The sequence below is a fragment of the Flagellimonas sp. ABD4_174 genome, assembly GCF_056160185.1.
Map to the genome: position 1 here is coordinate 2,265,113 of NZ_JBSWWP010000001.1, position 23,383 is coordinate 2,288,495.

The 23,383-nt window shown below is 40.9% G+C and carries 19 protein-coding genes and 1 tRNA gene; 8 read left to right on the forward strand and 12 right to left on the reverse strand.

The window, feature by feature from the left end; all coding sequences use genetic code 11:
- Positions 1 to 8 precede the first annotated feature (8 nt).
- From menD to ACXAFK_RS10065, 3 genes are read right to left on the reverse strand one after another with little or no spacing between them, the layout of a single operon-like run.
- Positions 9 to 1,751: a 2-succinyl-5-enolpyruvyl-6-hydroxy-3-cyclohexene-1-carboxylic-acid synthase gene (gene menD / locus ACXAFK_RS10055; protein ID WP_474957658.1), complete on the reverse strand. Its 1,743-nt coding sequence runs from the start codon at positions 1,749 to 1,751 to the stop codon at positions 9 to 11.
- A gap of 55 nt (positions 1,752 to 1,806) precedes the next feature.
- Entirely contained in the window at positions 1,807 to 2,868 is a 1,062-nt protein-coding gene (locus tag ACXAFK_RS10060) for a chorismate-binding protein (protein ID WP_474957659.1), read from the reverse strand.
- Positions 2,849 to 3,271, reverse strand: a complete 423-nt coding sequence (locus ACXAFK_RS10065; RefSeq protein ID WP_224837278.1) for a PaaI family thioesterase — start codon at positions 3,269 to 3,271, stop codon at positions 2,849 to 2,851. Before ACXAFK_RS10065 ends, ACXAFK_RS10060 begins: the two co-directional genes overlap by 20 nt.
- A 62-nt stretch (positions 3,272 to 3,333) precedes the next feature.
- Here ACXAFK_RS10065 and ACXAFK_RS10070 point away from each other — a divergent pair, with 62 nt between their 5' ends.
- Entirely contained in the window at positions 3,334 to 3,978 is a 645-nt protein-coding gene (locus ACXAFK_RS10070; protein WP_474957660.1) for an alpha/beta hydrolase, read from the forward strand.
- A gap of 6 nt (positions 3,979 to 3,984) precedes the next feature.
- On the opposite strand, the gene ACXAFK_RS10075 is transcribed toward ACXAFK_RS10070, so the two are convergent.
- Positions 3,985 to 4,911 (reverse strand): hypothetical protein, encoded by a 927-nt coding sequence (locus ACXAFK_RS10075; RefSeq protein WP_474957661.1) that lies wholly within the window; start codon positions 4,909 to 4,911, stop codon positions 3,985 to 3,987.
- A gap of 80 nt (positions 4,912 to 4,991) precedes the next feature.
- Positions 4,992 to 6,248 carry an NAD(P)/FAD-dependent oxidoreductase gene (locus ACXAFK_RS10080; protein ID WP_474957662.1) on the reverse strand — a complete coding sequence of 419 codons (1,257 nt, stop codon included), beginning with the start codon at positions 6,246 to 6,248 and terminating at the stop codon, positions 4,992 to 4,994.
- Between the two features lie 137 nt (positions 6,249 to 6,385).
- Here ACXAFK_RS10080 and ACXAFK_RS10085 point away from each other — a divergent pair, with 137 nt between their 5' ends.
- Positions 6,386 to 7,942 (forward strand): M28 family peptidase, encoded by a 1,557-nt coding sequence (locus ACXAFK_RS10085; RefSeq protein ID WP_474957663.1) that lies wholly within the window; start codon positions 6,386 to 6,388, stop codon positions 7,940 to 7,942.
- A 444-nt stretch (positions 7,943 to 8,386) separates the two neighbouring features.
- On the opposite strand, the gene ACXAFK_RS10090 is transcribed toward ACXAFK_RS10085, so the two are convergent.
- Positions 8,387 to 8,462: transfer RNA gene (locus tag ACXAFK_RS10090), tRNA-His, on the reverse strand.
- A gap of 374 nt (positions 8,463 to 8,836) precedes the next feature.
- On the opposite strand from ACXAFK_RS10090, the gene ACXAFK_RS10095 reads away from it, so the two are divergent.
- Positions 8,837 to 10,807 (forward strand): tetratricopeptide repeat-containing sensor histidine kinase, encoded by a 1,971-nt coding sequence (locus ACXAFK_RS10095; RefSeq protein ID WP_252079632.1) that lies wholly within the window; start codon positions 8,837 to 8,839, stop codon positions 10,805 to 10,807.
- Here ACXAFK_RS10095 and bshB1 read toward each other — a convergent pair whose 3' ends face one another.
- From bshB1 to ACXAFK_RS10110, 3 genes are read right to left on the reverse strand one after another with little or no spacing between them, the layout of a single operon-like run.
- Positions 10,808 to 11,530, reverse strand: coding sequence for a bacillithiol biosynthesis deacetylase BshB1 (gene bshB1, locus ACXAFK_RS10100; RefSeq protein WP_224837262.1), 723 nt, complete (start codon positions 11,528 to 11,530; stop codon positions 10,808 to 10,810). It lies immediately after the preceding gene.
- A gap of 7 nt (positions 11,531 to 11,537) precedes the next feature.
- The gene (locus ACXAFK_RS10105; RefSeq protein WP_474957664.1) at positions 11,538 to 12,707 is read right to left on the reverse strand and encodes a trans-sulfuration enzyme family protein; all 1,170 of its coding nucleotides are present in this window, start codon (positions 12,705 to 12,707) and stop codon (positions 11,538 to 11,540) included.
- A 35-nt stretch (positions 12,708 to 12,742) separates the two neighbouring features.
- Positions 12,743 to 14,152, reverse strand: coding sequence for an MATE family efflux transporter (locus ACXAFK_RS10110; RefSeq protein ID WP_474957665.1), 1,410 nt, complete (start codon positions 14,150 to 14,152; stop codon positions 12,743 to 12,745).
- Between the two features lie 232 nt (positions 14,153 to 14,384).
- On the opposite strand from ACXAFK_RS10110, the gene ACXAFK_RS10115 reads away from it, so the two are divergent.
- Positions 14,385 to 15,680, forward strand: coding sequence for a M14 family metallopeptidase (locus tag ACXAFK_RS10115; protein WP_474957666.1), 1,296 nt, complete (start codon positions 14,385 to 14,387; stop codon positions 15,678 to 15,680).
- A 1-nt stretch (position 15,681) separates the two neighbouring features.
- Here the strand turns inward: ACXAFK_RS10115 and ACXAFK_RS10120 are convergent, their stop codons facing one another.
- On the reverse strand, positions 15,682 to 18,849 hold the full coding sequence (locus tag ACXAFK_RS10120) for a cytochrome c biogenesis protein (protein ID WP_474957667.1): 3,168 nt from the start codon (positions 18,847 to 18,849) through the stop codon (positions 15,682 to 15,684).
- Between the two features lie 133 nt (positions 18,850 to 18,982).
- Between ACXAFK_RS10120 and ACXAFK_RS10125 the strand changes: the two genes are divergently transcribed.
- From ACXAFK_RS10125 to ACXAFK_RS10135, 3 genes are read left to right on the forward strand one after another with little or no spacing between them, the layout of a single operon-like run.
- Entirely contained in the window at positions 18,983 to 19,744 is a 762-nt protein-coding gene (locus tag ACXAFK_RS10125; RefSeq protein ID WP_474957668.1) for a Rossmann-like and DUF2520 domain-containing protein, read from the forward strand.
- Positions 19,728 to 20,255 carry a KdsC family phosphatase gene (locus ACXAFK_RS10130; RefSeq protein WP_474957669.1) on the forward strand — a complete coding sequence of 176 codons (528 nt, stop codon included), beginning with the start codon at positions 19,728 to 19,730 and terminating at the stop codon, positions 20,253 to 20,255. Before ACXAFK_RS10125 ends, ACXAFK_RS10130 begins: the two co-directional genes overlap by 17 nt.
- Positions 20,248 to 20,841 carry a Maf family nucleotide pyrophosphatase gene (locus tag ACXAFK_RS10135; protein WP_474957670.1) on the forward strand — a complete coding sequence of 198 codons (594 nt, stop codon included), beginning with the start codon at positions 20,248 to 20,250 and terminating at the stop codon, positions 20,839 to 20,841. The genes ACXAFK_RS10130 and ACXAFK_RS10135 overlap by 8 nt, the downstream gene beginning before the upstream one ends.
- Here ACXAFK_RS10135 and ACXAFK_RS10140 read toward each other — a convergent pair whose 3' ends face one another.
- Both ACXAFK_RS10140 and ACXAFK_RS10145 read right to left on the reverse strand, forming a co-directional pair.
- Positions 20,842 to 21,072: a ferredoxin gene (locus ACXAFK_RS10140; protein WP_224837254.1), complete on the reverse strand. Its 231-nt coding sequence runs from the start codon at positions 21,070 to 21,072 to the stop codon at positions 20,842 to 20,844.
- Positions 21,072 to 22,316 carry a peptidase U32 family protein gene (locus ACXAFK_RS10145; RefSeq protein ID WP_474957671.1) on the reverse strand — a complete coding sequence of 415 codons (1,245 nt, stop codon included), beginning with the start codon at positions 22,314 to 22,316 and terminating at the stop codon, positions 21,072 to 21,074. Before ACXAFK_RS10145 ends, ACXAFK_RS10140 begins: the two co-directional genes overlap by 1 nt.
- Before the next feature lie 113 nt (positions 22,317 to 22,429).
- Between ACXAFK_RS10145 and ACXAFK_RS10150 the strand changes: the two genes are divergently transcribed.
- A complete protein-coding gene (locus tag ACXAFK_RS10150; RefSeq protein ID WP_474957672.1) occupies positions 22,430 to 23,377 on the forward strand; it encodes a septum formation inhibitor Maf in 948 nt (315 codons plus the stop codon).
- Positions 23,378 to 23,383: the final 6 nt, after the last annotated feature.

Genomic DNA, 23,383 nt, shown 5'->3' on the forward strand with positions numbered 1-23,383 from the left:
TTAAGGTTCTAAGATATAAAATCGAAGTATCCAAGCAAAATTTTATTGTTCAGTTCACGAGGCGTTCTTATTTCCAATAGTTTAGGTCGGTCGGAAATTGCATAAAACTCGTTCGTCCCCTTTAAAAGTTCATTCTCGTTTTCGGCAACCAAATAGTCAAAGCCGTACATTTCGGCAAGATGTTTTGCAGATAACCCATGGCTGGTCTCAAAAAAGGTCTCGAACTCCTTTGTGTCCTCTTTCCCCGGCAATATTCTAAAAATACCGCCTCCCGAATTATTGATGAGCACAATCCTAAAATCGGGACGTAAATATTGATTCCATAGCCCATTGCTGTCATAGAAAAAACTAAGGTCTCCCGTTAACAGCAAAGTGGGTTCGGCGCTAAAAATTGAACTGCCCACTGCAGTGGATGTACTGCCGTCGATACCACTGGTGCCACGATTACAGAATACCTTCAACGACCTGTCCATTGGAAACAGTTGGGCATACCTAACCGTGGAACTATTGGCCAAATGTACTTGATACCCTTTGGGTATTCCCTTTATAATGTGATCAAAGACCTTAAAATCCGAAAATGGAATTTCTTTAAGGTAGACATCACGCTTTTTTTCGTATTGATTCTTTTTCCGTTCCCAAAAAGATTTGTATTCGCTTTGTGCGGTTACATCTTGCCCAACTATTTTTTTAAAAAAGAGATTTGGGCCTATTATAATATGCTTGGTTAGGCAGTAAAACGTATCGTTCGCCTTTTTGGTGTCGATGTGCCAATGTTCTTTGGGCGTATACTCCCTTAAAAAAGCTTTTATTTTTTTGGATACGATCAATCCCCCAAAGGTCAACAATAGTTCTGGTCGCAGTTGTTCGAACAACGTATTTTTCTTCCCGGATTTTTCAATAGGCGCTATGATACTGTCTATACTCTCAAAAAACTCCGGATGATGCAAATTCGAGGTAGTTTCGGTAAACAGCACGGTGTTTGAGTCATTGGCTAGCTTTTGAAGCACTTCATCTTCAATGGTGTTGGGTTGATTTACCCCTACCAGAATCATTCTTCTGGAACTATTGGCCCATGTTTTTGCCAATTCTTCCCAATCTTGATTATCGGATAAGCTCTTGGTCAAGAATTTTTTTTCATCAAGACGCTCTATCGACGGTTCCTCTACCCTTCCGTACAGAGGTTCTTCAAAAGGAATATTGATGTGCACCGGGGCTTTTTCCAAAAACGCTACCGTTAAGGCTCGATCTATTTCTGTTTGATTGAAGGATTGTACTTCTTCCTGACTTTCCCGCAACAACGATTTACCAAATTTTAATATGGTATTTCGTGCGTGGGACACATCTTGCTTTAAATTGGTCGAATAGCTTGTATGTTTTTCCAAAACATTTTCTTGGCGAATGGTCTGTCCATCTCCAATATCGATTCGGTATGCGGGTCTATCCGCCGAAATTACAATGAGAGGGATATCGCTGTAAAAAGCTTCGGCGACTGCAGGGTAAAAATTTAACATGGCGCTTCCCGATGAACATAAAACGGCGACAGGTTCCTGCAAGTGTTGTGCCATTCCCAAGGCAAAAAATGCCGCACAGCGCTCATCCACAATGCTGTAACAATTAAAAAAAGGATTTTTTGTGAAACTTATTGTAAGTGGGGCATTTCTTGATCCCGGTGAGATTACAATGTTTTTAACTCCCCTTGATCTAAAGTTCAGAACCAAGGTTTGTGCAGCAGGAATATCTGAGTACATCATGGATTACAAAAATACATCATCTTTGTGGTAATGCCTTAAATTAGATAGCTTCTATTTAAAGGACATTCAACATGGTCTTACTTTTGTTTTGGGTTTCGACCCATTCACTTTCCGGGTCGGATGCTTCGGTAATGCCACCACCAACAAATATGGTTGCATTGTATTTGTTCAATTCCATACAACGAAGGTTTACGTAGAGTGAGGTCTCCTCTTTTGCACCAAAGTTCAATTCTCCCAAAAATCCGGTATAGAACGTTCTTTTATAGTTTTCGTTCTTCTTTATAAACTCTTTTGCTTCGGCCGTAGGAATACCACAGATCGCCGGCGTGGGATGCAAGGCCCTTACTGCCTCTTTGGTTTTAATATTAGGGAGCATGGTTCCCCTCACCTCGGACCTTAAGTGCCATAGTGTACCGGCCCGGACGGATTCGGCATCATCTATTTCCAAATGTTCCATGGTATGGGCCAATTTATCTCCGATGTACTCGGAAACCATTTGTTGTTCATCTACCTCTTTGTTACCCCATTTTGGTTCTTCCCCTGCAACGTACGGGAGTGTCGCTGCCAACGACATGGTGTTCAACTCCTTGTCTTTTACTTTGACCAAAGTTTCTGGTGTGGCACCACACCATGTACCTACCTTTGGATGATGAAAAAGGTAACCAAATGCATGGGGACAGGTGCCCAAAAGGGCCTTAAAAATTTCAAGAGGTGATTTGGTCAACGGTACCTCGATCTTTCTTGAGAGCACTACCTTTTGCAATCTGCCTTTTTTAATTTCCTGTATGCCTTTTTTTATTAAGTCAACATGAATTTCCTTACCATCTTCCACCAAATTTATGTGGGCCGTATTGGCAAGGATCTCTGTTTTATATTTTCCTTTCCATACTTCATCCGGTCTGATCAAAATGGCATCGCCCTCGGTATCGAAAGGAGCAAAAAGAAATCCTTTCTCGTCAAAATCCTTGGAAACTAAAAGGTCCTTATCTGTTTGAAAAACGGCCTGTAGTTCCTGTTGGTCGGGTTTGCGATATATGGCAAAGGGCAAACCATTTTCAAGGCAGTGAACCACCTTTTCAAAAATTGCTTCGGGTTCTTTATTTTCTAGGTAATGCAATGGTCGTGAGTTTACAATTGGATATCAGGTTTCCTTCCTCGTCCGTTATTTTTATTTCCCATAACTGGGTCGTTCGTCCTTTGTGTAAAATGGATGCCCTTGCGTACACAAATCCTTCTTTTATGGAACGCACATGGTTAGCGGAAATCTCTATGCCGCGCACAAAAAACTCGTTTCCGTCCAAAAAAACATAAGATGCCGCACTTCCCACACTTTCTGCCAACGCCACAGAGGCACCACCGTGCAAAACACCATCGGGCTGGTGTACTTTTGGTGTTACGGGCATTTTGGCCAAAAGGAAGTTTTCGCCGACATCTATATATGTTATATCCAGAGTTTCCATTAAGGTCCCTTTGCATATCTGGTTGCAAACGGAGAGAATTTTCTCCTTGTGTTCGTTCATCGCTCTACTTTTTTGTAAAATTACGCAAAGCTTTTGCAATATTCATTAAAGCCTAACTGAACATGTCCAACAAAGAGAAAACCGTAAGCTACACTACTCAGAATACATATCTGACGCAGAACAAATTAGGTCCCAAAACAAAAAATGTTTGGTTGGTTTTCCATGGAATAGGCTATTTAAGCCGCTATTTTGTAAAATACTTTAATGGTCTAGATCCAGAAGAAAACTACATTATTGTACCGCAGGCTCCGTCCAAATATTATTTAAAAAATGAGTATAAATATGTTGGCGCCAGTTGGTTGACCAAGGAAAACACTGCAACGGAAATCAATAATGTGATCAACTATATTGATGCGGTACTCGATTCGGAAAAGCTTCCAAAAGGTGTTGATTTGATCCTCTTCGGTTTTTCGCAAGGTGTATCGGTGGCCACCCGATGGTTGGCCCGGAAAAAAGCGAATTGTAAACTTATTGTGTTGTATGCCGGGGGTATTCCCAACGAACTTACCGCTCAAGATTTTGAGTTTTTAGATTATGATAGTACCCAAATCAAAATTGTGTACGGAGACCAAGATCAATATCTAAATCCAGAACGCTTAAAAAACGAAAAAGTAAAAAGTGATACTTTGTTCCGTGGCATGGCCGAGACCATGACTTTCATTGGTGGCCATGAAGTACAACCGGAAATAATCCAGAATTTAGTATAGTATTATTTAGTTGCTGGTTTCTTCTTTTAAATCCTCTTCCGGGTAGTATGTGATAGTCCTTGTGGTATAGGTATTGCCAGGTGTTACGATTTGCTTAACCCAATTACTGGGCTTATGATTATCGAACTGAAATATGTACTTTTCCGCAGATTCCGTATTAAGGGTTTTTTTTATCACCTTACTCAAAACACCATCGGTATATTGATAATACCGCTTTTTTTGTGAAACGAATTCTTTTTCTGTAAAATCGTACAAGAATTCCTCGCTGGTCACCAACTTTCCTGCACTGTTGAATACTTCTTCCGTGGCAGTATTCGGTTCACCATCAATATATTCCTTGGTCAAAATCACCTCCTGATCACCATTTGGAGTCTTTTTAATGGAATTTCTTACCGCTTTTTGCAAAATACCATTAGTAAATGTACTCACGGTAAGTTCATTTTTTACCTGGGTATATTCCAAGGTGGTTTCATCTACCCCCTCTACATTGGACGAGATGATACGGACCAACCTTCCCGCTTCATCATAATAATATTGTTCTTGCTCTAAAAATTGTTTGTCGTAAGAAATTATCTTTTCCGTTACTTTTCTATTGGGAATGGTATCCACTTCATAAAAATTGGCCATTGAAGTGGATTCGTCCAGGACATTGTTCTTATAGCTTTCCATCCGTTTTTCCAACAATTCACCATCTTTATAGGTGTAATAGGTAATGTCTTGGTCATTGTCGTTGTACTGCGTGACCGTTTTCTTTAACACCCCATTTTTATTGAATTCGAACAGTTCCTTTCCATAATCGGTAGAAACCAAACAGGTCTTCACTTTTCCCTTTAGATCGAAGTCATTTAATGTGAAAATTTTAAGCTCTTGCGACCTAAGTGCGGTCAAATTGAGCACTAAAATTAAGATTGGGATGTAACTGAGGTTTCTCATACTGTAAAATTAGTTGTAAAAAAGTCAACTGAAAAATCTATGCCACATTAAAAAACCCCTCAATAAAAAAATTTTATGATCTAAAATTTACGGTCGGGGTCGAACGGTTGTATGTCCATGGAGAGTGACTGCCCGGAAACAAGTTCGGTGATCAACTTGCCCGTTGCCGGTCCCAAGCTCCACCCCATCATGGCGTGTCCAGTGGCTACGGTTAAGTTTTTGATTCCTTTTGGTCTTCCAATATATGGAAGCCCATCTGGTGATACTGGTCTCAATCCACAACTTGCATTCGTTTTGGCCTTTTCCGGAACCTGTAATCCTTCATAATAACCCTCCACACCTTTTGCAATGGCTTCCACTCTTTCCTTTCGTATAGTATGGTTTATCCCCGAAAATTCCATAGTGCCCGCGAAACGGGTAAACCCTTCCATTGGGGTTACGGCAATCTTCTTTTCCATTAAAATGGCGGGCATGGAAATGTTCGTAGGTTCTTCCACATTTATTCGATATCCCTTGCCAGCTTGTAACGGCAGTTTTAGGTTTAATTTTTTTGATATGTTCGATGTCCATGAACCTGCGGCAAGAACAACTTCGTCGGCCGCATAGGAGGCCTTGTTCGTTTTTACCTCGGTTATTTTACCGTTGGAAAAAGCTATATCGGAAACTTCCTCGTTTTTATGGATGGCCACTCCACTTGTATTTAGGTGTTTTACCATATTTTCCATGATCAACGGGGGTGTTGTGTGGCGATCACATTCCCAAAGTATAGCGCCTTTGGCATTGACCTTTATATTTGGTTCGAGTGCCGTTAGCTCCTCCTTGGACAACAATTTGCCATCCAATCCCAAGGTGCTGGCCTTTTCCACCACCTCCATCTCATGGTCGCGGGCCTCATCGGTTTGGAACATCATCAACAGACCTTTATCCCCTATTTTAAATGTACCTAAATCACCGGAAGACTGTATGGCTTCGTACAACTCTCTACTTAACAGATTTATGTCCCGAATCACCGGCATTGCCAAATCGACCTTTGCTCGTGTCGAGGATTTTTTAAAATACCACGCCCATTTCATAAACTCGGGATCCAAACGAGGTTTCATGTAAAAGGGACTGGAAGAATTGAACATGTATTTTATTCCTTTGGTAATCATTCCGGGGGAAGCCAAGGAAATAATGTGACTTGGTGTAAGATACCCCGCGTTTACAAAAGAAGCCCCCGAAGAAATATCGGACTTGTCCAAAACGGTTACCTGATGGCCTTCTTTTTGAAGAAAGTATGCGGTAGATAGTCCTATTATTCCTCCACCTACTACTACTACACTCTTATTCTTGCCCATAATACGTACAAGTTTAATAAATCCACTAAAAGGGGACCAAGTTACGCAATGGGTTTGATAATGTTTATCTTAGAATAGTAATTTCTTTCCTAAACTTTTAACTATTTTTGGAGGATTCAGATAACTTAAAAACACAAATGAAAAAATTATCCTTATTGGTATTGGGCTTAGCCTTTGCCTGTAACACTTCCCAAAAAACAGTTTCAGAAGTAGCAAAAACCCAACCTGTAGCAGACCCCGTACCTTATGCGGAATCAATTACAGAAACCGAACTAAAAGAACACCTGTACACCTATGCTTCCGATGAGTTTGAAGGCAGGGAAACTGGAAAACCTGGCCAAAAAAAGGCTGTGGAATATATAAAGGCGCATTACGAGTCCCTGAATATACCCGCTGCACAATCCAATGGCAACTATTTTCAAAAAGTAGCATTGCAAGAAACCAAAGTGCCAAAAGGCAATGTAACCTTTAACAACGAAAGTTTTTCTTTAGGAGAACATGCCGTAGCATTTAGCCCAGCGCAAGGTACTTTTAATGAAATTGTTTATGCAGGTTTTGGAATTGAGGAGGGTGATTATAATGATTACAACGGAATCGATGTATCCGGCAAACTGGTACTTATAAAAGCCGGCGAACCTCAAAACACCGATGGAACTTATGTAATATCCGGAGGTCAGGAAAAATCCGACTGGAGCAATATGTCCGAGGCCATGGGGAAAAAATCTACTTTGGCTTTGGAAAAAGGCGCCAAAGGGGTACTGTATTTTGATTCACAGAATTTTCCAAGATTTAGGGGATATTTCCGATTTATGGAAAGCAACAATAGTGGTCGAATGCAACTTGCAGATGACAGCAACAATGATATTTTGATTGTTTTGGACGAAAAAGCGGCTACTACTCTTTTCGAAAATATAGAAAAGGACCATACGCCAAAAACTATTACTGCCAATGTAAACTTGAGTTTAACCGGCAGTAACGACAATATAGATTCTGAAAATGTCGTTGCCCTTTTAAAAGGTACCGAAAAACCGGAGGAGTATGTGGTTATTTCTTCTCACTTGGACCACATCGGGGTTACGGCAGACGGTCAGATCAATAATGGTGCCGATGACGATGGCTCGGGTACTGTGGCGCTTTTGGAAATTGCCCAAGCATTTAAGCAAGCTGCCGAAGAAGGCAAGGGCCCCAAGCGTTCCATTGTATTTTTACATGTTACCGGAGAAGAAAAAGGATTGTTGGGTTCCAAATACTATACCGATGTTGAGCCGGTATTCCCATTGGAGAACACAGTCGCCAACCTTAACATAGATATGATCGGTAGAATAGACCCAAAATACAAAGGTTCTCGAAATTATTTATACCTGATCGGTTCCGACAAACTTAGTACCGAACTTCACAATTTATCGGAGGAGGTAAACAAAAAGTACACCAATATCGAGTTTGATTATACGTACAACGACGAGAACGATCCCAATAGATTTTACTACAGAAGTGACCACTACAATTTTGCGAAGAACAATATTCCGATCATATTCTATTTTAACGGAACCCATGCGGACTACCACAGACCAAGTGATACTCCCGATAAAATAAACTATGATCTTTTGGAAAATCGCTCTCGACTTATTTTCCATACGGCATGGGAGATAGCCAATCGCCCAAATAGATTGGTGGTGGATAAAGCCACGGAATAACCAACAGCTATCTTTATAATTTAAAAGCCCTTGAAAACAAGGGCTTTTTTATTCAATTTCTCGAAAATATAAATAACCCATGGTCAATCCGAACAAGTTTCGGAATCTAAGTATACGGTGAAAATTGAAATAAAAGTATGGTTTAAAAGCTGTCTAACCAATGGTCCGAGAAAAGAGAGGGTAACAACGTATGGAGTTTAGAGGGAAGAGCATAGTTAAAATGAAGTAAAAATAAATCATGATTTAACGGATGGCCCTTTTCAATTGATGGATGAGGTCATTATCTTAAAAAAGGATAGAAAAATATAATCTAAAACTAAAAAAACGTCCCTAATTATTATAGGTCAAGCTTCTACTAACAACGAAGTACACTAGAATTTGACTTTGATTATTTTTAAAAACAAAAAATCCCAAACCTAATGGTTTGGGATTTGATAAACTTAAGGGTGGAAGACCGGGTTCGAACCGGCGACCTCTGGAACCACAATCCAGCGCTCTAACCAGCTGAGCTACAACCACCATTTAAAGCGGATGCAAAAATACTTTTTTGTAATGATTCAACCAAAATATTTTTCAATTTCCATCAATAAAATTATATCCAATGGATTTGCCCTAGAAAAATCCCGCATTCAACTAACATAATATCAAATCTGTACAATTTACCGACGAAGTGCACGTTTTTAAGACCAAACACACAATTTTGGCAGTTTCACAACAAATAATTCCAATTAAAGTAGTGTAAAGGTAGATTTACCATAAATAATTTTCAACCTATTGTTGTCAGAAAAAAACTTCATACCCAACAACTTTAAAACACTATCATTTTGTATGGTGGTACTGGGCTTTTGTCTTTTTTCCGGTCCGCTCTCAGGACAAACCAGTAAAAAAGACAGTATGGAGCTTAGATTACGTCGGTTGGAATCTACCAACAGATTTAATCCCAAGGATAGTACCCACATTAATCTACTCCTAGGTTTGGCAAGAGTTTACAGGTTCCACGACAACGAACGTCTCTACGATGTGGCCCAAAAAGCCCTGGAATACAGTAGTGAAATTAATTACAACTATGGCACCATAAAAGGATTGGAAGCCGTGGCAAACTATTACTATGATAAAGGGGATAGAAAAAAATCCATGCCCCTGTTCAAAGAAGCGCTTCAACTTTCGAAAGATGTGGAGGATGTTCAAAGTGAAATATCCATATTGAACACTCTGGCCCAAAATTATAGTTTCGAAGGCAACTATGCCGAAGCTCTTAACTTAAACCTGAAAGGCATTGATCTGGCAAAACAGATCAACAACCTTAAAATGCTCTCGGTACTCAATGAGAACATAGCCGGCCTCTATGCCGACCAGAAAGATTTTAAAAATGCTCTGATGTTCTACGATACGGTCCAAAAAATAAATCGCAAAGTGGGCAACGAAATTATCGATGCGGAGACCCAGAGCAATATGGCATCTTTATACAGAGATGCTAAAGACTATAAAAATGCAATCTTCAACATCAACCGCAGTATAAACACATTCGAAAAATACAAAATATACGATTGGCTTGCCTACGCCTACGAGGTAAAAGGCGATATCTACCTGGATCAAAAAAAATATAAATGGGCCCTGTATTGGTACGATCAAAGTAATATGCTCTTTAAAGACGAGATTGAGGACAATAGGATAAAGATCCAATTAATGAACGGTATGGCCAAAGTCTATTATGGCTTGGAAAAGGATAGTTTATCTTTGGTGCATGCAAAAAAAGGTCTCGCAATATCCCAAAAAATAAAATCGCTACAAGGGCAGATCGATTGTTCCGAGACTTTGTACAAAATATATAAAAAGAAAGGTGAAAACGAGGAGGCACTGGCCTATCTCGAAACTTTTAAAACCCTGTCCGATTCCCTGTTTATGGACAAAAACAAACAGAGCTTGTCCTTGCTCGAAACCAAATTGGAATACCAACAGGAGAAAAAAGAATTGATCGAGGCCAACCAAGCCGCATTGGCCAAACAACGGAACTATATTTATTTTTCAGTAATTGTTTTACTTATTCTGAGTATCATCACCTTTGTGGTCCGCAGGAGTGAAAAGATCCAGAAAAAACTGAACAGGGAGCTCAAGGAAAAATCTTTGGCCGTAACCCAGCGAGAAGCGCAGCTGCACGAAATCAATAAAACGAACACCAAACTATTCTCAATCATCGGACACGATCTGCGAGGACCTATTGGAGGATTGCAAAGTATCTTAAAAATGTTCACCGATGGGGATATTTCAACCAAGGAACTGGTATCTTATATTCCAAAACTAAAGTCCGATGTGGACAATATTTCCTTTACACTGAACAATCTATTGTCTTGGGGCATGAACCAGTTGAACGGAGTGATCACCAAGCCAAAACGCGTATCATTATCCACATTGGTCGTCAACAATATTCAATTACTGTCGGAAATTGCAAACAACAAGTCCGTCAAAATAATAAATCAACTGCCGGATAATCCCCGTATTTGGGCGGACAACCACCAAATAGATATTGTTATCCGGAACCTTTTGAGCAATGCCATAAAATTTACGCCCGAAAATGGTCTTATTACCGTAGGTGCCGAGGAAAAAGCGGGCATGTGGCAGATATCGGTCAGGGATACTGGTGTTGGTATGACCCAAGAAATGCAGGAATCCATATTCAAGGACTCTTCCAACATCACTACTTACGGAACCAACAATGAAAAAGGTACCGGTTTAGGTTTATCGCTATGTAAAGAAATGGTCCACAAAAATAACGGCGAAATCTGGGTAGAAAGTACGCCACGTAAGGGGACGACCTTCTATTTTACCGTACCAAAAGCATTGAAAAGATACCAAAATGCATCTTGATCAAATCAAATCGCACAAACTGTCCACCCCTACATAACGTTCCACTGTAAACCCTTCGGCATGCTCCACCCCTATTATTCTACCTAGGTCCCTTGCCCTGTAATTAACACTGTCCGTAAAATTTTTACTACTGATTGGAGTTTCGGGCTCATCGCTATTGGGATCGTAAAATTGAGAGCTGTACGCCATTATGGCCTCGGTTTTTTTATCAATAAAACCGCTAACATCCACAACAAAGTCGGGTTCCAAATTTTTCCATTGGATGTAATGGTAAACCAATTTTGGTCTCCATGCTTCCTGCCATTCATCATCCCCGTCCATTTTAGTGTCAATTTTCATTAAACCACTCAAAAAGCAAGCGTCACTTACCAATTTACTGCCGCGCGCATGATCTATATGTCTATCATCAACGGCATTGCATAATACAATTTCTGGTCTATACTTACGAATAATTTTAATGAGCTCCAGTTTATGCTCTTTGTCGTTAACAAAAAAACCATCGGCAAACTCCATATTTTCCCGAACGGCAACACCTAAAATTTTTGCAGCCCTAGCCGCTTCTTGGTCCCTTATTTCGGCAGAGCCCCGCGTTCCCAATTCACCACGGGTCAAATCTACTATACCTACTTTTTTACCTTTGGAAATTTCCTTTGCAATGGTGGCCCCTGCCCCTAGTTCGGCATCATCTGGATGCGCCCCGAATACTAAAATGTCTAATTTCATATAAATACTACGCCGTAACGGTCATGGATTTTACCTTGGCTATCGCCTGTTCAATATCCAATATTAAATCTTCCGTTTCCTCAATGCCTAGAGAAAAACGAATCAATGAATCCTTTATGCCTTGTTTTGCCCTGTCTTCCGGACTCATCAGAGCATGGGAGGTTTGGGTCGGAGAAAGCATGGTACTTTCAATCCCTGCCAAACTCATGGATGGTTTTATCAATTTCAATTCCTTGAAGAACAAAGACGCATCTATTTCTGGCTTCAATTCAAAAGAAAGCATGCCCCCAAAACCCTTCATTTGTGATTTGGCCAACTCGTGTCCCGGATGATCTTTCAACCCAGGATAATAGACATGGTCCACATCATCACTTTGACTCAAATAACTGGCCATTTGCATCGCATTTTCGTTCTGGGCCCTAACACGAATGGCCATAGTTTTTAGACTTCGCTCCAACAGCCAAACGGTGTAATCGCTTAAACTGCCACCAAAACAAATTCCTGTTTGGAACACTTTGCCCATATTCTCTTGTGATGCAGCTACCACTCCTGCACAAATATCCGAGTGTCCGCCCATATATTTTGTTGCGCTGTGCACCACCACATCGATTCCAAAATCTGTCGGGGTTTGATTTACCGGACTTGCAAAAGTATTGTCGATCATAGAAAGGATTCCTTTCTTTTTTGCCAAATCCGCTACTCCTTTTATATCGGTAATGGTCAATAACGGATTGGATGGTGTCTCCAAATACAACACTTTAGTGTTGGGTTTTATTTCCTTTTCAAAATCATCCACTTCCCACCCGTTGGTAAACGAATATTCTATACCAAATCGTTCTAACTGGCTCACCGCAAAATGATAGGTGCCCCCATAAATGGTTTGTTGCAGTACAACATGATCACCGGCCTGAAGAAAAGTCATTAAGGCTGTGCTGATGGCCGCCATGCCACTACCAAAGATCAAAGCGGCCTCGGTATGTTCCAAGGCTGCCAATTTTTTGCACAAAGCTTCCTGGTTGGGGGTATTAAAATATCGTGGATAACGTTTTACCTCCACATCATCAAACTGATACGAGGTACTCATATACAATGGCGAAACGGCTCCCTTGAACGCTTTATCCTCCAACTCCCCAACATGGTTACAGATGGTGTTCAGACCTTTTTTATCACTTTTCATATTGGATTTTCTTTATGCTAAAGATACGAAACCCATTATACTTGCACCTTCTTCCAATTTCCTTTTTTGAACCAGAGCATAGCCAAAACTGCCAATAAAATTTCCGCTGCAGTAATGGCCACAAAAACACCAGTTGCGCCCCAACCTAAAACCAGTGCCGAGATATAGGCCAATGGCAATTGGAAGAACCAAAAGGAAAGCAAGTTGATCTTTGTTGGGGTCCTGGTGTCCCCTGCCCCGTTAAAAGCCTGGGTCATAACCATTCCATAGGCGTAGAAAATATAGCCCACCGCAATAATCTGAAGACAGAGCGCACCGCTCCCAACTACTTCCGGTGTTGAATTGAACCATGAGATTATGGTCTTTGCAAAAATGAGGTAAACCAAGGAAACCAAACCCATGAACCAAGCATTGTATTTTCCTGTTTTCCAAACAGATCTTTCTGCCCTATCGGGTTGTTTGGCACCTAGATTCTGGCCGACCAAAGTTGCTGCAGCGTTGCTCATGCCCCAAGAGGGCATCAAGGAAAACATCATTACCCTAATGGCAATAGTGTAACCTGCCAACACTTCGCTTCCAAATTCGGACATGATCCGCATTAAGAAAATCCAACTGGAGGTACCGATCAAAAACTGCGCAATCCCACCTAAGGAAACCTTTACCAAATTTGCCATAACCTTAAGGTTGACCACCAAATCCTTGGCCGCCAATTTGATTTTGCCCCATCCAAAGAACAAAATTCCCAATTGGAACAGTACCGCTGTTCCACGACCGATATTAGTGGCGACCGCGGCCCCTTTAACTCCCATTTCCGGTATTGGACCAAATCCAAAAATGAACATAGGGTCCAAAATTATATTGAGCCCATTGGAGAGTACCAAGGCCCACATGGCAATGGATGCATTTCCTGCACCCCTAAATATGGCATTGATCAAGAACAGTAGGACCACGGTGATATTCCCTCCTATCAAAAATTGGGTATAACCGTAACCTTCTTCTATTAAGTCGGGCTCTCCCCCCATTAATCCAAGGATTTCTTTGGCATAAACTATTCCGAAAATGCCAATTACCACAGAAATTAAAACACCCAATCCTATGGCCTGCACTGCGGCAATTCGAGCTCCATCCACATCCTTTTCGCCTATTCTACGGGCAACTACGGCAGTGGCTGCCATACTTAACCCAATGGCCAAGGCATACACCAAAGTAATTACGGATTCCGTTAACCCGATAGTCGCAACTGCATTTACACTTACTTGGGAAACGTAGGCAATATCCACCAAAGCAAAAATGGATTCCATGAGCATTTCCAAGATCATGGGAATGGATAACATAAAAATGGCTTTACGGATGCTTCCTGTGGTAAACTCAGTCTCTTTCCCAGAAATAGCTATCCAGAAATACCGAATAAATTTTTTAAATGAATTTGTATGTTGATTTGTCATTATAAATAGAATTATGTGTAAAAAAAGAAGTGAAATGCCTAGTTACCGAGAAGTTTTCGGTTACTTAAATCGGGTTTCCCCAACGTTGGCATCTATCGCGTACATAATTCTTATAACTTCATGATGGCGCAAAGATGCGAAAAAAATGGATACAATTATATCTATTTTATATTTATCGGAAAATCAGTTGTAGTATTTTAGTAACCATACCAATTCAAAAATTCTGAAAACCATGCGAATTAAACTTTTGATTACCATTGGAACATTATCGTCCTTGGTACTTCTATCCTCCTGTAAAAAAGGTCCAGAAACTATAGAAAGTAAAGAAAAAACGGGTTATCAAGGGCAAGGAAAAAGTCCAGTTGTACCTACGGTGGACAAACCCATCCAAAAACAATGGAAAGGCGTTTGGGCCTTTAACGACAGTACTACTTTTTTCTCCAATAAGTTCGATGGTGCCCGACTGAACGGCGTTGCCTACGATGGCAATGATCACTATACCGTTTGGATAACAGCGGAAAATACCCCCATTAATGTGAGTCCCTGGTACGCCTTTCAGGTTTGGTCCAAAGAGGCGAAGGAGATTACCGTACAGATCAATTACCAAGATTCCCGAAGCAGATATTACCCTAAAATAAGTACTGATGGTAAAAACTTTAAGCCTTTGGACAGTACCCGTTTTAAAGCAATTAATCCGGGTGAAGGCGAGTTTGGCATTAAAGCCGCACCAGAATCCGCCGAGCTTACCATTAGTGTCAACGAAAAACCTACTTGGGTGACCGCTCAGGAGCTATATACATCTGCCGTAGTGAAGGAATGGGTGGATTCGTTGAGCCAAAAGAGCTTCATTGACAATTATCCCATTGGGCTTTCCAAGGAGAAAAGAACCATGCATTTAATGGAAATCAACGAAAATACTGCCACTAAAAAAGCATTAATGATCATATCGAGGCAACATCCACCAGAGGTTACTGGATTTTTGGCCATGAAATCCTTTATAGAAACCATCTCCAATGATTCTGAACTGGCTAAAAATTTTAGAAAGGAACATACCATTTTTGTTGTGCCATTAATGAATCCTGATGGAGCAGATAATGGTCATTGGCGGCACAACATGGGCGGAATCGACCTTAATAGGGATTGGCAAAATTTTAATCAACCCGAAACTCGGAATGTCCGCAATTTTCTTGTGGATAAAGACAAAGAATATGATTTTGTCTTTGGCGCAGACTTCCATTCCACTTGGGACGACATTTATTATCCCATTGATACAACGGTTACCGGTAAAAAAGGCAAAATAATCTTTGATTGGATCGAAAGGATCGGAGATAGATTACCTCAAAAGAAAACCAATGTAAGTGCTTCCGATGAAATTGACCCAACCATGGTGTCCAGCAAATATTTTTATGTGCACCACAATATGCCATCCATAGTTTTTGAACTGGGCGATAATACCTCTAGACCTTTCCTAAAGGAAAAGGGCAAGGTGGCCGCAGAAGAGATTATGAAGTTATTAATGGAACAATAGCCTACTTTTTGGCATAATGTACTTTGTACCTCCAAAAACTAATTCCACCTAAAATAAAGACCCCGAGTACTGTATACCATACAAAGCTTGGGGTTATTACTTGGTCCCCACTGGCGTAACTATGCAGTCCGACCAAGTAGAAATTTACGCCAAAATAAGTCATCATAATACTGGCAAAAGCCACAATGCTCGCAAAATTGTATATCCATTTGCCACGTAGTCCCGGAACCAGCCGCATGTGCAAAACAAAGGCATACACCATAATGGAGATAAGGGCCCAAGTTTCTTTAGGGTCCCAGCCCCAATAACGGCCCCAACTCTCGTTGGCCCATTGTCCTCCTAAAAAGTTGCCAATGGTCAGCATTACCAAACCTGCCGTTAATGCCAGTTCGTTGATCACGGTGAGCTCCTTAATATTCAGGTCCATACGTTTTTTGTTCTTTTCCGTGGTGAGTATGATCAATAACAACGCAACTACACCCAAGATCATACCTACTGTCAACGGTCCGTAACTACCTACGATAACAGCAACATGGATCATTAACCAATAGCTGTCCAATACGGGAACCAAATTACCTATGGCCGGATCTACCCAACTTTGGTGGGCTATCCACAATAACATGGAAGTTACAAAGGCGCTTGCCGCAATAGTGAGCTCACTTTTTCGGCCAAGGGCCAGACCAATGCCCATAGTTGCCCAACCTACGTACAATATACTTTCATAAGCATCGCTCCAAGGCGCGTGCCCCGAGATATACCATCGCATTATCAACCCAACGGTATGCCAAATAAAGAATAAAACAATGGTTCCCTTCAACAGGTAGGCAAAGGCGTCCAAAAATTTACGCTCCTTAAAAATTTTGGCAATCAGAACAAAAAACAACAGCACACCGACCATGGCGTAGTACTTGTACAATCGGTTGAACAAATCCAGTTTGTTATATATGATCTCGGCTTTTATTTTGTTGTCCGATGGCAATATTTCTGCTCCATGGTTTACCTGATTTTGTTTAAAGGCGTCCAACAATCTATCGGGCTGGGAATAATCCCCGGTCGCAATCGATTGTTGCAAGGAGTTTAAATAGTAAGGCATTGCATTGTTCACAAAATTGGCATATAGCGAATCTTGCATTTGATATTGACCAGAACGGTATTCCACAGCAGAGATCCATTTGTTGTTCTCATCGTTCAACAAAGGAAAAATCTTCACGATCTGTCCACTCAGCGCAATATCCAACAAGCTTAATCGCTCCCCTACTTTTTTAATGTCCTTCTCAAAATTGGATGGATTATTGGTGGATGTGGCTTTTTCCAGATACGGCCTTAGTTTGTACGCCCCTTTGGCATCAAAAAAATCGGTTGCTTTTACAAATTCTGTGCCTGCCGGAACTCCTATTACTTTTCTAATACTATCGTTTTGCCATTTTCCCACTTCAATAAAATCCACGGTATACCAAACACCCGGATTGAGCATCATGGAAAGGAAAACTTGACCTGGCGTAAGGTCTTTGTATTTGTTTTCCCCACTTAGTTTTCGCAATAGTTCAGAGGCAAAGGTGTGTACGGGTTTCATTCGTCCTCCCTCGTCCTGTATGACCAATGCGCCAAATTTTTCCGCATGTTCCCTGGCAACAGTCGTAGCTTGGATAACTGAGTCGATTTGAGCTTTTGTGGGCAGCCCTTGGTGCTCATGTGACGTTTCTTGTGCGTTTATGGAAACAAAAGCAAAAAAGAGCGTAATTGTGGTCAAGGCGGCTTTTTTGGCCTTTATTTTTTCGAGCATTGCCTGTAGGTCCCTAAATCGTGTTTTTCCGTAGAACATAATACCCATTAAACCAATATAGAGAAGAAAGTACCCGATATAGGTAATCCAGGTCCCCCACCAATCGTGGTTAACGGAAAGTACCGTTCCCTTTTCATCGGGGTCAAAACTGGATTGAAAAAACCGATATCCTTTATGATCTAAAATATGGTTCATATAAATATCATAATCAAAAGGTCTTTCGTCGTGAACGGTTACTTTACTCATAAAAGAAGCATATCCTGTTTCGGTCCCAGGGTATTTCTCGGCGATAAAATCGTTCAATTGAACAGAGAACGGAAGCTCGTACACTTTAGAGCCATAACTTAATGTAAAATCGAGACCTCCAACATTGAACTTATCGGAAAAATTGGAATTTCCCTTGCTTCCCAATAGTTTGATTTCCTTACTTTCTCCATTTGCAGAAACGGAGACAATAAGCGCATCTTGGGTTACGGCGGTAATCTCTTCGTCCGGAACTTTTACAATGCCATAACTACCTTTGGTAATAGGTTCGGGGACAACGAACTGCATGCCTCCCACAGTGTATAGCGACCGCAATTGCAAAGGTTGTATGCTATCTGCCAGCAATTCACCTTGGTATTGGTCGGCCATCCTCATAAAATCACCTTCAAAAGGAGATTTTATACGAAAGCCATTTTCTTCATCATAAAAAATATTGATGGCCCCTTCCGTTTCGTTGTTTAGGGCAAAAAGAATATTGTGCAAACTGGCAATTTTCCCATTTTCCAAATAGTGTTCATGCCTTTGGCCATTGCCCGCCTCAACAATCTGCAAAAACTCGGTGCCATTTTCATCAGGAATCAATCCACGTTCCGCTCCTTTTATAAAATCCACATAACTTATGGTAAAGGGCTGTCCGTTAAAATCCGATTTCCACGGTAAACTCGACCGTCTGCCTTCTGGAGTAACCAAAATGGCATCCTCTAAAACCCTTCGTTTGGTTTCCCCGTTGATATCACCATCTATAAAAGCGGTCAAATAAGTTTTGTCCGAATAAAAAACCTTTTCCGTAGCGCCTTCACGAATGGGCATCATGCCTTCGTAACTGATATATCGGGTTACAAATGCCCCCACAATGATCAATATCCAAGAAAGGTGAAGCAAAAGTACCGGCCATTTTTTCCATTGCAACAAGCGATATCGGTAAATATTCCCGAAAAAGTTGATTACAAAAAAGACCATTATGGCCTCGAACCAAGTGGCGTTGTAAATATAAATTCTTGCGGTGTCCGTACTGTACCAGCTCTCTATAAACGTTCCCATGGCCATTGACGCAGCAAAAACCAAAAAAAGAACGGCCATAAGTCTCGTGGAAAAAAGTGTTTTCTTAACAATGTCGATCATGGAAATTCGGTCTACTTTCGGCTTGCAAAAATACGGCCTTTTTAGAACTTCCTAAATGCGAAAGCTGATAAAAATCATACAGATTTGTTAATTCTTGCTGCAATCCATCAACCCTAAATTTGTAGTTTTGATCATGCTCAAGATAGTAATATTGGGAACCGGCAACTTGGCAAAACATTTACACGATGCTTTTACCAAGGCCAAAAACGTTAATGTGGTCCAAGTTGTAGGTCGCAATACCCAAGCGTTGCACCAATTTTGCGACAAATCCGAAGTAACCGATAATTTTAAGGCAATCGTCGATGCCGATGTGTACATTATTGCTGTTAAGGACGATGTTATAGGCAAAGTATCCAAATTTGTTGCAAACAAAAAAGGTGTGGTGGCCCATACTTCCGGAGCTATGCCCATGGCAGTTGTTCACTCCACAAAAAAGGGTGTTTTTTATCCCCTACAAACCTTTACCAAAGGTAAGGTGGTAGATTTTTCCACAATTCCCATTTGTATTGAAGCAAGCGATACCGAATCTTTGAAAGTATTGGAGCTTTTGGCCAGATCTATATCTGAAAATGTACATTCTATCGACTCGGAACAGCGAAAAAAATTGCATCTTGCAGCCGTTTTTGTAAATAACTTTACCAACTACCTATATGGGGTTGGCGAAGAGATTTGCCTACAGGAGGGCCTGTCTTTTAATTTGTTGAAACCATTGATTTTGGAAACAGCGGAAAAAATTAAAACGATGCCACCCAAAAAAGCACAGACTGGGCCCGCACGCCGAAACGATCGGCAAAGTATGCAAGGTCATTTGGAACTCTTAAAAAATGAAGAACATATTACTTTATACAAACTATTGAGCAGAGCCATAATACAAGCACATGAAGAAGAATTATAAAGAGCTTTTGAGCAGTATCACAACTTTTGTTTTTGATGTCGATGGTGTTTTTACCGACGGCACGGTATTGATCACCACCGATGGTGAACTATTGCGCAAAATGAGCGTTAAAGACGGTTATGCCTTAAAAACAGCTATTACCAAAGGTTACAACGTTTGCATAATTACGGGGGGTACCAACCAAGGGGTAAAAGAGCGTTTAAAAGGTCTAGGTGTTACCGATTTTTACATGGGGGCACATCATAAACAGGAACCTTTGGAAGAATATATGGACATTCACGATATAGACCCTAAAACCGTGCTTTACATGGGCGATGATATGCCGGATATTCCCCCTATGAAAATGGTCGCATTGGCGGCATCCCCACAAAATGCCGTTGCAGAAGTTAAGGCACTTTCCGATTATGTTTCCCATAAAAACGGAGGAGATGGTTGCGTAAGGGACGTAATTGAACAGGTCTTGAAAGTTCGAGGGGACTGGAACGATAATTTTAGTGCAAAGAATGACTAAAAACCCACTCAAGGAAAAACTCAAAGGTAGACACATAATCCTAGGTTCGGGTTCTCCCCGTCGTAAAATGTTTTTGGAAGAATTAGGGCTGGATTTTGAGGTACGCCCAAAATCCGTGGAAGAAATTTACCCTCAAGAACTACAGGGCGAAGAAATATCCGCTTATTTGGCCAAGTTAAAAGCTACCCCCTTTAAAAATGAATTGAACCCTTCGGATATTTTGATAACCTCGGATACCGTGGTCTGGCACAACAATGCATCGTTGGCAAAAGCGAGCAACCAAGGCGAGGCTTTTAAAATGTTAAAGACCATGTCCGGGGATTGGCACGAAGTTATTACCTCGGTATGCTTTACCACCACACAAAAACAAACCATGGCCAGTTGTGTTACCAAAGTAAAATTGAAAGATTTGACCGATGATGAGATCAATTTTTATATAGAGAGATACCAACCTTACGATAAAGCAGGTGCCTACGGTATTCAGGAGTGGATCGGAATGATCGGTATTTCTGAAATCCAAGGTTCTTATAACAATGTAGTCGGATTGCCCACTCATTTGGTATACACTACCCTTTTGGAACTTTGATCAGGTTCTTTTTACCGATATGATTTTTACAGGACATGCCTTGGAAGCTTGTTCACAGCTATCAAAAATTCCCTCGTCGTGCGATTTTATGGTATGGAACCCCTTTTTGTTCTGTGAATGCAATAAAACAGATTTACCATCCTTTTTGGACATGGCAAAATGCTGTGGCGCCATTTCAACACAATAGTTGCAGCCGATGCATTTTTCTCGCTGAAGCGTAACAACTACCATTAGGCTTCCACCTTGTTTTCAACAATTTTGTACAATTTGTCCGAAAGGCGAATCCTAAAACCTAAAGGAATGGTTACGGAGTCCCCTTTTTTTGCAGTGGATAATTTGGCATCGTTCACCAACATTTCGGTAACCTTCATTTCCTTGGCACCAGTGGTTGGGCCTGTAACCAAAATTGTATCTCCAATAGAAAGATCATAGGCTTCAATAGTAAACTCACCGATGTTGCTTTTTGGAAAGAAATGTGCTCCTTTTCCAATGTACACTTTCTTTTGTGTGGCAGAGGAACCGGGTATTTTACTCCACTCTCCCAGCTTTTGACCTAAATAATAACCGCTCCAGAAGCCGCGATTGTAGACTTTTTCCAATTCTTGCATCCATTCGATCACTCTTTTCTTATCATAGTTTCCCTCGTACAAACTATCTATCGCCTGGCGATAGCATTTTATTACACGGGCCACATATTCCGGAGCACGTCCACGTCCCTCTATCTTTAAGACCTTTACGCCTGCATCTGCCACTTGATCCAGAAAATCGATGGTACAGAGGTCTTTCGGCGACATTATATACTCATTGTCAAGTTCCATTTCAAAACCACTTTCTTGATCGATCACCGTATACTTTTTACGGCAATTCTGTTTGCAAGCTCCTCTATTTGCCGATGAATTGTGGGAGTGCAAACTCAAATAACACTTACCGGAAACAGCCATGCAAAGAGCTCCGTGTCCGAATACTTCAATCTCGACCAAACGCCCGGATGGTCCCTTGATCTGCTCCTTCTCAATTTGTTCGGTTATCTTTTTTACCTGACGCAAGCTCAACTCTCGGCTCAAAACCATGGTATCGGCAAACATGGCATAAAACTTTACCGTTTCTATATTGGTCACATTGATCTGTGTAGAAATATGAACTTCCAGTCCCAGCTCTCTGGCCGAAGATATCACAGCCTGATCCATAGCGATTATGGCAGTGAGACCAACCTCTTTGGCTTTTTTTAAAAGAGTTTTTACAATGGATAGATCGTGATCGTAAATTATGGTATTCAAGGTAAGGTAAGTCCTAACACCTTTGCCATTACATCGTTTGGCTATCTCTGGCAGGTCGTCCAAAGTAAAGTTCATCGTGGCCCTTGCCCTCATGTTCAATTGTTCAACTCCAAAATATACCGAATCTGCCCCATTGTCCAGAGCGGCTTGCAAAGATTCAAAATTACCGGCCGGAGCCATCAGCTCAATTTGTTGCATACCAAGAATATTTGCTTCTGAAATTTTTGCAAAATTACAGTTTTCCCTGTATTGGAAAAAGTTAAGTATATTGATATAAACCGACTTTAACCTTAAATTTGAAAAAAGCATCCATGAAACTTTCTCATATAATACCAAAAATTGCCCGCTTGATTATTGCAATCGCATTATTTGTCAGTTGTCAAGAAAAAAATAGTGTTGCCGAGGAGACTTTGCAAAAACCAGAGCTCGAAATGGACAAGCCCCTGCCCAGAAATCCGCTCACCGAAGATTTTAAAAAGTATTGGTATGCAGGGAATGCCGAAATCACTTCCTACCGGCTGGAACAGGCGCGATATGGAGAGCTACGAGATGGAACAGCCGCGATGATCTACGTTACCGAACCCTTTTTGCCCAATAAACAAGTAAAAGCAGACCGTGCCAGTGCCGATAATATTTCGGTTCTTAAACTCAATGCGACCAAAAAGTTTTTAACCGGTATTTATCCATACTCCATTATGAACAGTACGTTTTACCCTGTCCATGACAATCTACATGCATTAAAGACGAGTTTGTCGGTCCAGGAATGGTGCGGTCACGTATACGCTCAATTGAACAATAGAGATCAATTTGAGTTTACTTCACATTCTTATTTTGAGAGTGAGGCGGACCAAGCATTTTCAATGGAAAAAGCCAACTTGGAAAACGAAATCTGGACCAAGATCCGTATAAACCCCAATAATCTTCCCTTGGGCGATATAACCATGGTGCCTTCGCTGGAATATTTACGATTGGTCCATAAAAAGGTTAAGGCATACAGCGCTATGGCCAAGCTATCATCAAACCACGAAACTTCTACCTACACCATTCATTACCCTGAATTGGAACGTACTTTAAAGATTGATTTTACTTCAGATTTTCCTTATGCCATAGAAAGTTGGACGGAAGAATTTAAAAGTGGTTTTGGTCCAAATGCAAAAGTAATGACCACTTCTACCACAAAAATAAAAACATTGAAAACCGCATATTGGGGTCAAAATAGCAATAATGATCTAATTTTAAGGGACAGTTTAGGTTTATAAAATTGA